Below are 13321 nucleotides of genomic sequence, written 5' to 3' on the forward strand. Positions count from 1 at the left end.
ACAACGCCCATGCATATTTCGACTGACACCCATCGAAAAAAAACATCGGGTCGAGCGGCGCGAGGCGCGGTACGCTAGAACGTTCGTGCAGCACACGGTGCCGCCGCCTTTCAGGCGCCCGACTATAAAAAGCGAAGATCGAAATGGAAGCAAAGTGGCTGGAAGATTTCCTGAGCCTTGCGGATACCAAGAGCTTTTCCCGGGCCGCGCGTAACCGGCACCTCACGCAATCGGCATTCAGCAGACGAATAGCGGCACTCGAAACCTGGATGGACGCGAAGCTGGTGGACCGGAGCATCAACCCGATCACGCTCACGCCAGCCGGCCAGATGTTCCGCGGCCTCGCCGCGGACATCCTGCGCAGCATGTATGCGGCGCGCAATCTCGTGAACGGCTACGACCAGTTCGCGGCCAGCGACCAGGTCGTGCGTTTCGCGGTGGCCCATACGCTCGTCTTCACGCTGTTTCCCGAATGGCTCAAGCAGCTCAACGGCGAGGTCGGCCACGTCACCGCGCGCGTCAACGCGGTGAACGTGCCGGAAGGCGTGCAGCAGCTCGTCGAAGGCGAATGCGACCTGCTGCTCGGCTACCACCATCCGCAGTTGCCGATCGTGCTCGACCCGAACCACTTCCCGTTCGTCAGCCTCGGCGTCGAACGGATCCTGCCCGTGTCGACACCCGATGCGCGCGGCAAGCCCGTGTTCCAGCTGCCGGGCACCCCCGATGCCCCGCTGCCGCTGCTCGCGTATTCGTCGGGTGCGTTTCTCGGCAACATCGTCGAGATGCTGCTGCTGAATGCCACCGAGCCGTACGTGCTGCACCGCTGCTTCGAGACGCATATGTCCGAGGCGTTGAAGGGCATGGTCGTGGCCGGGCACGGGATCGGCTGGCTGCCGGAAAGCTGCGTCGCGAAGGAACTCGCGGAAGGCACGCTCGTGTGCGCGGGTTCCGGCGACTGGATCACCGAGCTCGAAATCCGCCTGTACCGGTCGGCCCGCAAGCGCGGGCTCGCGGCCGAGCAACTGTGGACCTACATCATGAACCGGCCGCGCACGGCGGTCGAAGATGCAGCCGGCGCGGCCGAACCCGCGGCCGCACCGGCGATGCGCATCGCCCGGCGCAGCGCGGGCGGCAGCCGCTGATCGTCGCGTTCGCGTCGCTCCCGCGGACGACGCGAACGCCAGTCCGGTTGGCGGCAATCCGGTGCGCGCATCCATTCGCGCCGCGCCGCTGCCCGATTTCACACCCCGCTCGCCGGTAGCAATCAACGATCCCGCTTTAGCCTGAAAAATGACCGCGCCGGACGCGTAATCGATATCAGACGAATCGCAATCGTTTGCATTCCGACGATGAACTTTTTACGTCCGACATAGCACGCCGGTATTTTCCGTCTGATTATCATGACAGCAATACCCTGTTACAGAACAAATTAAAAGTTTCGATTTACCTGTAACAATCTAAACTACCCACAACGCCTCCTTCGCATTTCATATCGCGCGACTTGTATCTGGATCGATTTCAATTCCCCTGGAACACAGTCGCAAAAATTCCTTTTATCAGTCGTTATTTTTCGGCACGAATGGCCATACGTCCGACGTGATTCAATGCGTGCTCGATCATCGCTACCGAATAGCAATATTCATATTCGGCAATATCGACTTTCTTCATAGTTAAGAGATTCATACGAATACGTCGCAATCCTATTTAAATAGGATATTTAAAGCCGTTCCATTCAGTCCACACGCGGTTGTTGGTTCAAAGTCCATCGTGTATCAATAGCGTGTCGCAAAAAGAACGCTGGCAAATCTGACTCGGAATAAATGCTCACCATTGATTCCGGACGGGAGGTTGCAATGTCTTCCTCGTTTCGACAGCATGCTCGCCCTTTCCTGAGCGTCTTCCTCTGCACGCTCAGCATGAATGCGATGGCCCAGACGCTCGCGTCCCAGCCACCCGCGTCCGCACCCGCCCCTGCATCCGCCCCGGGTGCGGATCGCTACGTCATCTCGTATATCTGCGGCGATGCGCGGATCGACGGTACCGCCCCGCTGCCGCCCGACGGCCGGCCGTACAACCTGGGCGTGTCGTTTGCTTCGGCCAAGACAGGGCAGCCGCTCGCCAACGTCCAGGTGCGCCTGCGGCGACATGGCCGCGTCCTCGTCGAATTCAATGCGGCAGGGTCGCGTTGCCTGTTCAGCGTGCCCGATGCGAGCTACCGGGTCGAAGGAACCTATCAGGGCGCGACCCAGTTCGCGATCGTCGAAACCGGTGCGCTGACCACGCAGTTGAAATGGTGACCGCCACCTGAGCGCACCCCAATCACGTCTTACACCAGAACGTATCGAATCGAGGAGACATGAATGACTCGTGCAGAACGACAGGACGGCTCGCCCGCCCACCCGCCGAAACCCTCCTGGGGTCCCGGAAAGAACGCGGCGCTCAGCGTCGCCGCATTCGCCGCGATCTTCGGCATCTTCGCGTACGCCGAACGGGACACGACGGTCGGCCATGCGAGCGTGACGCACGACCTCTCCGGCGCGATCGGCACCGCCGTCGGGAAAACCCGCAACGCGATCATGACCCTTGCCTCGCACGCAACCGCAACGGGACCGTCCGGAACCTCGGCCGAGCCCGGGGCAGCCTCGACACGCACGCCGGCCTCGCCGCCCGCGCCGCCGTCGCAGGTCGCGTCGACTTCGGCCGCGCCCGAGGTATCCACCGCGCCGCCCGTCTCGCTCGCGGTCGAACCGAAAGCCGCGCGGCAGCCCGCCCCCCAAGCCGTCGCGAAACAGCGGCAGTCGGCGCATGCGCCGCCCGTGACGCTCGCGGCCGGTACGCATGCGGCATCGGCCTACGGTCGCGCCGCCACGCGGCACGGCGCAGCGCACCGTGCGCAGCGTGCCGAAGCGCTGGCCGGCACGAGCAGGCGCCTGGACTTCGCGCCCAAGCCCCGGCCGGATGGCACCGACACCCTGCGCATGCAGACGGCCAGCATCACGCACGCGGAGCTGGAAAGCGCGCGTGCGCTGGCGAAGGCGCGCTCGTGCGCGGTGATCGACGAATGGGACTGTGTGGAACACAACGCGAGCCGGGCGCTCGCGATCGACCCCAAGAACAGCGAATCGCGCGCCTTGCTCGGTCAGGCGATCCGCAACCGGCTGTAAGTCGGGTCCGCATCGCCGGGCACTCGCAGCCCGGCCGCGCGACGTGCGACGACGTGCGTCGTCAGGCGGGCAACCGATGTGATCGTGTCAAAAGGAGGACACCTCGTGGACAACAATCGGAAACAACAATGCACCACCGTCGCTCCGTCCAGCCGACGGCTCCTCCTGCATGCGCCGCTGGTGTTGCTGCTCGTCGCGTCCGGCCCCTGCTTCTCCGCCGACGGCGATCCGGAAGCCGGCCGCGTCAACGAATTCGCCGGGACCCGCGGTGCCCCGGATGCGGTGCCGCGCGGTGCGCAGCCGACGGTCGTATCGATCCAGATTGCCCAGGCCGAGGTCCCCCCGCCCCCACATGCGCCGACGCCGATCGCGCAGGCTTCGGATGCGTCGATGCAGATCGCGCAGGCATCGAACCCGCAGCAGCAGCCCCTGCCGACCACGGTCGTGGTGGAACCGGAAGCACCGCCATCGAGCGCCGCGGTGCCGGGTGCGCGTTCGCCGGATACGGCGAATACGCCGGCACCGGTCGCGCAGACATCGACAGCGCCGATGCTGCTTGCGCAGGCCGAGAACGCCCGCCAGCCCGAAGCGCCGACGCCCGCCGCCGCGACGGGGTCCGACACGTCCGCCTCCCCTTCGCCGGCGCCGCTCGCGCCGCCTTCGGATACCCTGCCGAAGATCGAACAAGCGGCCCCCGCCACGCCGCCGCTTGCGCCGACGCAAACCGCGCAGGTATCCGGCACCCCGATGCCGAACTCGCCCGCGCCCGTTCCCCAGATGCCGGGCGCGCCGCCGCCGTCGTCCCCGGCGCCGAACTCGCAGACGCCCGGCGCCCAGTTGCCCGGCGAGCCGACCCAGCGATCGCAGGGGCCCGACGTCGAAACGCCGAATGCCCAGGCACCGAATCTGCGTACCGCCGACGTCGAGACCGTGCGCAACGACGTGTTCGGCCTCGCGGCGAGCGGCGGCGCGGTCAAGGCGCTCGATGAAGCGAAGGCCCGCCCCGATGCGTTCTCCGCCGTCGACATCGCGCAACTGGAAGAACTGTCGATTCGCCAGCAGGTGCGCGGCGGCCGCGACAAGTCGCGCTCGATGACGAGTGCCGACCGCTTCGACGGGATCGACACCGCGCTGCGCGCGGCAGACGATCTCGACAAGCGGATGCCGGCCACGCCCGAGTACACGCCGGTCAGGACTGCGCTCGCGGGCGACCGGACGGTCGCCCTTGCGGCGCGCGGCGACATGAAGCAGGCCGTCGCGACGTTCGAGACGATTCCGTCCAACGCGGAAATTTCGATCGACGCGCTGGCGGCCGTGGGCGACGCCTACCTGTACCTGAGCGAACCGGGCAAGGCGAATGCCGTGTACCAGCGCGCGCTGAAGCAGGCGACCGCGTCGCCGACGGATCGCGCGACCCGCGGCTTCCAGTACGGCGAGCGCACGCGTCCGATCGAACTGCGCGAAGGGCTGTTCTGGTCGTACATCGACCAGGGACGCGCGGCGGACGCAAAGCAGGCGCTCGACGACATGGGCGCGTCGCTGCCGCCGGCCAAGCAGGTGACCAACGTCGGTCCGGGAGAAAGCGACTATCTGCGCTACTACCGGCTGCGTGCGCAATACCTGATCTTCACGGGTCACCCCGATGAAGGGATCGCCGCACTCGAAGAGCTCGAGAAAGAGGTGCCGTTCAACGCGGAGGTGCGCGCCGCGCACGCCGACGCTGTGTCGGGCCAGGCGCATCCGCGCCAGGCGATCGCGATGTATCGCGCGTCGCTGACCGACCACCCCGACAGCGTCGAGATGCTCGCGGGCCTCGGCCGCGCATCGCTCACGGCCGACGACTACGCGACCGCGAAGTACGTCGACCAGACGCTGGACAACACATTCCCCGACAGCGGCGCCGTGCGCGGATTCAAGCGCGACTACAACGCGTACCGCAGCCCGGTGTTCACCACCGACCTGAGCTTCGAGCACGGCAACAGCGCACTGGCCGACAACAGCTTCACGTCGGACAGCTACCTCTATTCGCAACCGTTCGGCGACAACTGGCGGGTCTTCGCGCATACGTTCTACGGCCATGCGCAAACCGACGGCGGCAGCGTCAGCCGCACGCGCACGGGCATCGGCGGCGACTACCGGCACGGGCCGCTCACCGTGCAGGGCGAAGTCACGCGCTCGCTCGGCGGGGACGGACGCACGGGCGGCCGCGGATCGATCGCGTACGCGCTGAACGACTACTGGACCGTCAGCGGCGGACTCGATTCCAACGACAACTCGCTGCCGTGGAAGGCGTATGCCGCGCACATCTGGGGCCGCTCGGCGAACGTGTCGGTGGTGTATCGCCAGAACGACCGTCGCGAGGTCAAGCTGAGCTACGGCGTGAGCCGCTACAGCGATTCGAACTTCCACCAGGAGATCTCGGCGACCGCCACGCAACGCGTGTACACGACCGCCACCCAGCAGGTCAACGTCTCGCTGGATCTCGGCACCGACAGCAACACGCGCACGAACGCGCCCTACTTCAGCCCGGGCCGCGACTACGCGGCCGCGGCCACCGTCATGCACCAGCTGACGCTGTGGAAGAAGGGCGACATGGGGCTGCAGCAGCGCGTCTCGGTGTCCGGCGGCATGTACAACGAGCGCGGCTTCGGCACCAGCGCCCTGTGGAGCGCGCGCCTCGAGCACGCGTGGACCTTCAAGCACGACATCACGCTGAGCTATGGCGTGGAGGTCAGCAGCCACGCGTACGACGGCCAGCGCGAACGCTCCGAAACCGGCTTCATGTCGGTCAACCTGCCGTTTTAGCAAGGAGATCGAGCCATGCTGCAATCCAGACGGACCTTCATGTGCGGATGCATGGGCGCATTTGCCGCCTGTTCGCTGTTTCCGGGCGTGACCAATGCCAGGATGATCGACCTGCTTCCGCCGTCCGATCCGGCCGACGGCAAGACGTTTCGCGTGATCTGCATGCATGACGTGCGTGACAACCTGATGGCGACGTTCAACTCCGGTACGGCGATGGTCGACGCGTTCGCGGTCGATACCGGCACGCTGACCGCCATCTTCTCGTGGCTGCAGACCAACAACTACCACACCATCACGGTCAAGCAGATCGAGGAGTCGCGGCACGGCGGCAAGCCGCTGCCGCCGCGCTCGGTGCTGCTCACGTTCGACGACGGCTTTCGCAGCCACTACACGAAAGTGCTGCCGCTGCTCGAGCGCTTCAAGTATCCGGCGGTGATGGGCCTCGTCACCGCGTGGATCGACACCCCGCCGGATACGCCGATCCGCATCAGCGACAAGGTTCAGGTGCCGCGCGACTATTTCCTGTCGTGGGACGAGGTGAAGAAGCTCGGCCAGTCGCCGTTCGTCGAGCTCGGTTGCCACACCCACAATCTCCATCACGGCGCGGTCGCGAATCCGCAGGGCAACGAATTGCCGGCGACCACGTCGCATCTCTACCTGCAAGACCAGAAGCGCTACGAAACCGACGCCGAATTCCACGCACGCGTGCACGACGACCTGCAGACTTGTGTGCGGCAGATCCGCGAACGCACGGGCATCGTCGCACGGTCGATGGTGTGGCCATACGGCGCGGAAAACCAGCCGGTGCGCCAGATCTCGACGTCGCTCGGGATGGACATCCAGTTCAGTCTCGATGCCGGCCCGAATACGCCGGACGTGCCGCTGGACCGGCTGCGGCGGATCCTGATGATGTACGACATCGACATCGGCGGGTTCGAGCGCTCGATGCGCGAGCCGGCGTCGAACCGCGGCGACGTCGACGTGCCCGAACGCATCGTGCAGGTCGACCTGGACCAGGTCTACGATCCGGACCCCGCGCGGCAGGAAGCGAATCTCGGCAAGCTGATCGAACGCATCTACCGGATGCAGCCGAAATCGGTTTACCTGCAGGCGTATGCGGACCCGAAAGGCACGGGCGTGGCCGAATCCGTGTATTTCCCGAACCGGCACCTGCCGATGCGCTCCGACCTGTTCTCGCGCGCCGCGTGGCAGCTCAACACGCGCGCCAACGTGCAGGTGTATGCCTGGATGCCCGTGCTCGCGTTCCGGCCGCCGGCCGACAAGCTGCGCGGGCTCGAGGCCGTGAGCGCCTACGGCGGCGCGCCGGCCCGCGAGAACGGCACGCGCACGTTCCGGCTGAGCCCGTTCGATCCGGATGCGCGGCTGATGATCCAGCAGGTCTACGAGGATCTCAGCAAGCACGCCTCGTTCAGCGGCATCCTGTTCAGCGACGACGCGGTGCTCGACGACTACGAGGATGCGGGCCGGCACGCGCTGCGCATCTATTCGCAGTGGGGGCTGCCGGCCGACGTCGGCAAGATCCGCGAGAACCCCGACCTGCTGAAGCGCTGGACCCGCCAGAAGTCGCGCTACCTGATCGACCTGACCAGGCAGCTGGAACAGGTCGTGCTGGCCCACCAGAACGTGGGCGACGTGCTGACCGCGCGCAACATCTTCGCGATGCCGGTGCTCAAGCCCGAATCGGAAGCGTGGTACGCGCAGAACTACGACGATTTCCTCGCGACCTACGACTACGTCGCGCTGATGGCGATGCCGTACATGGAGCAGGCGAAGGATCCCGACGGCTGGCTGGACCAGCTCGTGAAAGCCGTGCACGCGAAGCAGCGCGGCCTGCAGCGCACCGTGTTCGAACTGCAGTCGTACGACTGGCACGCCCAGAAGCCGGTGCCGGCCAGCACGCTGCTCGCGCAGATGCGGCGGCTGCGCAGCGAAGGCGCGGTGAATTTCGGCTACTACCCGGACAACTTCCTGAACGGACAGCCGGAACTCGACGCGATGCGCGACGTGATGTCGCTGAAGTCCCGCCTCGACCCGACCTCGATCAACGCGCTGATGCAACAACATACGCAGGGGACGAAGACGCCATGACCACCCACAGCATCATCCAGCGCCTGCAGGATTTCGTCTTCTACTACCCGTTCTTCATGTCGTACCTGTGGATGATCGGCGGCGTCGTGCACTACTTCCTGCTCGAGGAAGGCCGCGAGCTGTCCACGCGGACGATCGCGTCGAGCGGTATTCCGAAGATCTCGATCGTCGTGCCCTGCTTCAACGAAGCCGCGAACGCGCGCAGCGTGATCAGCCACCTGGACCGGATGCAGTATCCGAACTACGACATCATCGCGGTCAACGACGGCAGCCAGGATCGCACCGGCGAGATCCTCAACGAGCTGGCCGTCGAGATCCCGCGGCTGCTCGTGATCCATCACGCGCGCAACGAAGGCAAGGCGGTCGGGCTCACGACCGCGGCGGCCGTGTCGAACGCGGAATACCTGCTCTGCATCGACGGCGACGCGCTGCTCGCGCATGACGCGATCGGCTGGATGCTCGAGCATTTCCTGACCGATCCGGGCGTCGGCGCCGTGACCGGCAACCCGCGCATCCGCACGCGCACGTCGCTGCTCGGCCGCATGCAGGTCGGCGAATTCTCGTCGATCGTCGGGCTGATCAAGCGCACGCAGCAGGTGTACGGCCGCATCTTCACGGTATCCGGCGTGATCACGATGTTCCGCAAGACCGCGCTCGCCGACGTCGGCTACTGGAGCTCGGACATGCTGACCGAGGACATCGACATCAGCTGGAAGCTGCAGTGCCGCGACTGGCGCGTCGTGTACGAGCCGCACGCGCTGAGCTGGATCCTGATGCCCGAGACGGTGAAGGGCCTGTACCGGCAGCGCTTGCGCTGGTCGAAGGGCGGCATCCAGGTGCTGATGAAGTACGCGGGCACGCTCGCGCGGCCGACGCAGATGATGATGTGGCCGCTGTTCGCCGAGTACCTGATCGGCATCGCATGGGCGTATTCGATGACGTTCATCCTGCTGCTCGCGCTCATCAATGTCGTGTACCCGCTGCCGCAAGACTGGCACGTATCGGTCGTGCCGCACTGGCACGGCATGCTGCTGGTCGCCACCTGCATCCTGCAACTGATCATCGGCAGCATGATCGATCGTCGTTACGACGAAAAACTCCTGATGTATTTCCTGGACACCATCTGGTATCCCGTCGCCTTCTGGCTGATCAGCATGATCACCACCGTCGTCGCCCTGCCAGCCGTCATGCTGCGGGGCCGCGGCAAGCGGGCCGTATGGGTCAGCCCCGACCGAGGCATTCAACATGAAGAACGCACCGATTATTGACCTTTCCCTGCGCACACCGCGCGAACTGATCGCCGAGCGCGGCCGCATCATCGGGTCCGTGCTGACCATCTGGTTCCGGCTCCTGCGGCCGGCGCTGGTGGGCGCCGTGTGGGCATCGATCTGCATCTACACGTACCGCTACCTGCTGCCATTCAATCCGGCCGAGATGCCGATCGAACAGATGGTGTTCTACGCGACCAGCATCGCGCTCATCGCGGGCACCATCGTCATGTGGCTGATCGCCGGGCGCGTCGTGCATCCGCTGGCCTACCGGCTGCGCGTGTCGAAGATGCTGCGGCGCTCGGCCAGCGCGAAGGTGCGCTCGGTGCCGCCGACCGTGCTGGCAAGCGCCCGCCGGCGCGGCGCGCGGCGCACGACGCGCATTCTCGTCGCGTCGCACGACGCGAACGGCTCGATTTCCGACATCGAATGGGTAGCCCACGCGGGGCCGCAGCCCCGCGAGTAGGTCAGCGGAGACGCGCCGTTGCGCACGGGGATGCCATTCGTGCGACGCGGCGCCACTCCAGATACCGCGCTGCCGCACTTCGCCGGCAGCCCGGCAACCTTTTGTGGACGAGGTGAATCATGTGCGGAATCGTCGGAGCAAGCGGCCTGAACAATCAGGTCCCGCAACTGGTCAATGCGCTGAGCAGGCTCGAGTATCGCGGCTACGATTCGTGCGGCATTGCCGTACAGGACGACGGCCGCCTGCGCAGCGAACGCACGTTGCGGCGCGTGACCGACCTGCAGGCCCGCGTGCTGACGCTGGGTCTCGAAGCGCAGACCTGCATCGCGCATACGCGCTGGGCGACCCACGGCGCACCGTCCGAAATGAACGCGCATCCGATCATGTCCGGCGACACGATCGCGGTCGTGCACAACGGCATCATCGAGAACCACGACGCGCTGCGCGTGGAGCTGCGGGAGCGCGGCTATACGTTTCGCGGCCAGACCGACACCGAGGTGATCGCGCACCTGATCCACAGCCTCTATCGCGACGATCTGTTCGACGCGGTCGTGCGCGCCGTCAAGCGGCTGCATGGCGCGTACGCGATCGCGGTGCTGAGCGCGAAGGAGCCGCAGCGCCTCGTCGCCGCGCGCGCCGGCTCGCCGCTCGTGATCGGCATCGGCGCCGAACAGAACTACCTCGCGTCGGACTGCGCGGCGCTCGGCGACCTGACCGACCGCTTCGTCTACCTGGAAGACGGCGACGTCGCGCTGATCACGCCGGACCGGATCGCCGTGGTCGACTCGGGCGGGCACGAGGCCCAGCGCCCGCTGTGCCATGTGAAGGCGCGCGAAGGCGACGCCGCGCTCGGCCCGTACCAGCATTTCATGCAGAAGGAGATCTTCGAGCAGCCGAAGGCGATCGCCAGCACGCTCGACGGTATCGACACGATTTCGCCGGCGTTGTTCGACGCGACCGACGACACGCGCGCGCTGCTGTCGCGAGTGAAGAACGTGCTGCTGCTCGGCTGCGGCACCAGCTACTACGCGGGGCTGACCGCGAAGTACTGGCTGGAGGCCATCGCGGGCGTGCCCGCCCAGGTCGAGATCGCCAGCGAATTCCGCTACCGCGAGACGGTGCCCGATCCGCGCACGCTCGTCGTCGGCATTTCGCAATCGGGCGAGACGGCCGACACGATCGGCGCGATCGAGCAGGCGCGCGACATGGGCCAGGCACTGTCGATGGCGATCTGCAACGTGGCGACCAGCACGATCGCGCGCAACGCGCCGCTGCGGTTCCTGACGCGGGCCGGCATCGAGCTCGGCGTCGCGTCGACCAAGGCGTTCACGACGCAGCTCGTCGCGCTGTTCGTGCTGACGCTGACGCTCGCGCAGCTGCGCGGCCGGCTCGACGCGAAGCAGGTCGCGCTGCACCTGAAGCAGCTGCATGCGCTGCCCGAGCGCATCGGCCACGCACTCGCGCTCGAAACGCAGATCATGGGCTGGGCCACGAAGTTCGCACGCACCGAGAACGCGCTGTTCCTCGGGCGCGGCATTCATTTCCCGATCGCGATGGAAGGCGCGCTGAAGCTCAAGGAGGTGTCGTACATCCACGCGGAAGGCTATGCGGCCGGCGAACTGAAGCACGGCCCGCTCGCGCTCGTCACGAGCGCGATGCCGGTCGTCACGATCGCGCCGGACGACCGCCTGTTCCAGAAGCTGAAATCCAACATGGCCGAGGTACGCGCGCGCGGCGGACGGCTCTACGTGCTGGCCGGCGACCAGCTCGGGATCGACGCCGACCGCGACACGCACCTGATCCGCGTGCGCGAATCGGGCGACGTGCTGTCGCCGATCGTCAACGTGATTCCGCTGCAACTGCTCGCCTATCACGTCGGCTGCGCGCGCGGCGCCGACGTCGACAAGCCGCGCAACCTCGCGAAATCGGTGACCGTCGAATGAAGGGGCGAACGCGCCCGGCACAGGCGGTCGCGCAGCGCGTCGCGGCCGCGCTGTGCGGCGCATGCGGCATCGTCACGGCGATGCCGCCCGCCTTCGCCGCCACACCGGTCGTGCATACGGTCACCGTGCAGGGCGGCCCTTCATCTCGCCCGGCCGTCGATCCGCGCAGCTTCATGCACGGCATCGGCGTGGCCGACGCCGGCAACGGCAAGCGCTGGGTGTTCTTCAGCAGCTCGGGTGTCGTGCCGCGCGGCGCGATGCGCGGCGGCAGCTGGCCGCATGACGTGTACGTCGGCGAATGGCTGCCCGGCAAGCCGAACCTGCTGCACGTCCGCACGTTCATCAGCCGCCCCGAGGCGCAGGAGCCCGTTTCGATCGCGCAGAACGCGCGCGGCGACATCTTCGTCACGTTCGAGGACGGCTGGAATGCGCCGCAGGAAGTCAGCCAGCGCTACGGCGTCTACCGCCGCGACCTGAAGCCGATCAAGCCCTACCCGAACGACGTCGAATCGGGCGGCCACTCGGGGCATGTCGCCACGGCGGCCGACCGCTTCGTCGTGTTCTATTCGGCCGACTGGATCGACGGCGGCGGCGTCGACAACCTCGGCACCGGCAACGGCGTGTACGTGAAAACCTACGACGCGGCCGGGCGCGTGCTGAACCATGTCGCGGTCGTGCCGCACCGCCGCGAGTGGTGGCCCGTCGTCGCGGGCTCGCCGCATACGGCGCTGCTCGTGTGGCAGAAATACATCGAGGGCAGCACGGACGCGACGCTCGAATACGCGATGTTCGACCCGGTCACGGCGAAGCTGGACAAGCTGGGGACGCTGAACGACGCGATCCAGTACTACGTGTATTCGTCGGCTTACGTGCCGGAGATCGACCGCTTCATCGTCGTCACGACGACGGCGGACGATCGCGGCGTCGCGATGCTGATCGCGCCGGACGGCCGCCGCACGGCGACGCTCGACTGCCTGCCGGCGTCGGTGCGCGAATCCGGTATCGGGGTGTCCGGCTCGCATGCGTACGTACCGATCCGCGACGGGCGGCTGCTGACTCTCGCGCTCGGGCCGTCGGACATTTCAGCGAGCGGCGTGCAGCGTTCGCCGATTCCGTGGGGTTTGACCGGTATCGCCGGCTTCCCGGGGAGCGGCACCGCGATGCATTTCGTGTCGCTGACGCCGTCGGGCACGCGCGAAGCCGATTTCGAACCGGCGCACGAAACGCCGTTGCCGAAGCGCGAAGTGCCTTGTTCTAGTCATTGACGGCGGGCTTGGTAACGGGCCGGCTCGCAGTGAGTGCCGCGGGCCCGCTTCTTCCGCTTCTTCCGCTTCTTCCGCTTCTTCCGCTTCTTCCGCTCCTTCCGCTCCTTCCGCTTCTTCCGCTTCTTCGTGCTCAAACCTCGCCCCGCAATGCCGCCTCCCTCTCGCGGGCCGGCCGCCAGCCGCGCTGCCGCCGGCCGGCCCGATCATGACTGGCCGCCCCATCCCCGCGCCGCAGTCGCCAGCGCCGCGCGTACCGGATAGACTGTCGCCCGATTCCTTCCATCGGCCGCGGCCAGCCACT

General features: G+C 66.6%; 9 protein-coding genes. All 9 read left to right on the forward strand.

All coding sequences use genetic code 11. The features are described from left to right. Positions 1-143 precede the first annotated feature (143 nt). Complete coding sequence (locus CFB43_RS26450) at positions 144-1142, forward strand: LysR substrate-binding domain-containing protein (protein ID WP_089497216.1); 999 nt, start codon at positions 144-146, stop codon at positions 1140-1142. 711 nt (positions 1143-1853) lie between these two features. Beyond that, complete coding sequence (locus CFB43_RS26460; RefSeq protein ID WP_089497217.1) at positions 1854-2297, forward strand: hypothetical protein; 444 nt, start codon at positions 1854-1856, stop codon at positions 2295-2297. Positions 2298-2360: 63 nt separating this feature from the next. After that, positions 2361-3164 carry a hypothetical protein gene (locus CFB43_RS26465; protein WP_089497218.1) on the forward strand — a complete coding sequence of 268 codons (804 nt, stop codon included), beginning with the start codon at positions 2361-2363 and terminating at the stop codon, positions 3162-3164. 105 nt (positions 3165-3269) lie between these two features. Continuing rightward, entirely contained in the window at positions 3270-5969 is a 2700-nt protein-coding gene (pgaA, locus tag CFB43_RS26470) for a poly-beta-1,6 N-acetyl-D-glucosamine export porin PgaA (protein WP_089497219.1), read from the forward strand. Positions 5970-5987: 18 nt separating this feature from the next. After that, entirely contained in the window at positions 5988-8078 is a 2091-nt protein-coding gene (gene pgaB / locus CFB43_RS26475) for a poly-beta-1,6-N-acetyl-D-glucosamine N-deacetylase PgaB (RefSeq protein WP_089498153.1), read from the forward strand. Further along, positions 8075-9346 carry a poly-beta-1,6-N-acetyl-D-glucosamine synthase gene (gene pgaC / locus CFB43_RS26480; protein WP_089497220.1) on the forward strand — a complete coding sequence of 424 codons (1272 nt, stop codon included), beginning with the start codon at positions 8075-8077 and terminating at the stop codon, positions 9344-9346. Before pgaB ends, pgaC begins: the two co-directional genes overlap by 4 nt. Continuing rightward, complete coding sequence (locus CFB43_RS26485) at positions 9324-9812, forward strand: Biofilm PGA synthesis auxiliary protein PgaD (protein ID WP_089497221.1); 489 nt, start codon at positions 9324-9326, stop codon at positions 9810-9812. Before pgaC ends, CFB43_RS26485 begins: the two co-directional genes overlap by 23 nt. A 119-nt stretch (positions 9813-9931) precedes the next feature. Beyond that, a complete protein-coding gene (glmS, locus tag CFB43_RS26490) occupies positions 9932-11755 on the forward strand; it encodes a glutamine--fructose-6-phosphate transaminase (isomerizing) (protein WP_089497222.1) in 1824 nt (607 codons plus the stop codon). Then, the gene (locus CFB43_RS26495; RefSeq protein ID WP_089497223.1) at positions 11752-13020 is read left to right on the forward strand and encodes a hypothetical protein; all 1269 of its coding nucleotides are present in this window, start codon (positions 11752-11754) and stop codon (positions 13018-13020) included. The genes glmS and CFB43_RS26495 overlap by 4 nt, the downstream gene beginning before the upstream one ends. The last annotated feature ends 301 nt before the right edge of the window (positions 13021-13321 follow it).

Origin of the sequence: Burkholderia sp. AU15512, from assembly GCF_002223325.1 — a bacterium.
GTDB lineage: Bacteria > Pseudomonadota > Gammaproteobacteria > Burkholderiales > Burkholderiaceae > Burkholderia.

Coding starts and splice junctions, on each gene's coding strand:
- CFB43_RS26450 (WP_089497216.1), top strand. CDS start 144: ATGGAAGCAAAGTGGCTGGAAGATTTCCTGAGCCTTGCGGATACCAAG.
- CFB43_RS26495 (WP_089497223.1), top strand. CDS start 11,752: ATGAAGGGGCGAACGCGCCCGGCACAGGCGGTCGCGCAGCGCGTCGCG.
- CFB43_RS26465 (WP_089497218.1), top strand. CDS start 2,361: ATGACTCGTGCAGAACGACAGGACGGCTCGCCCGCCCACCCGCCGAAA.
- CFB43_RS26485 (WP_089497221.1), top strand. CDS start 9,324: ATGAAGAACGCACCGATTATTGACCTTTCCCTGCGCACACCGCGCGAA.
- CFB43_RS26460 (WP_089497217.1), top strand. CDS start 1,854: ATGTCTTCCTCGTTTCGACAGCATGCTCGCCCTTTCCTGAGCGTCTTC.
- pgaC (WP_089497220.1), top strand. CDS start 8,075: ATGACCACCCACAGCATCATCCAGCGCCTGCAGGATTTCGTCTTCTAC.
- glmS (WP_089497222.1), top strand. CDS start 9,932: ATGTGCGGAATCGTCGGAGCAAGCGGCCTGAACAATCAGGTCCCGCAA.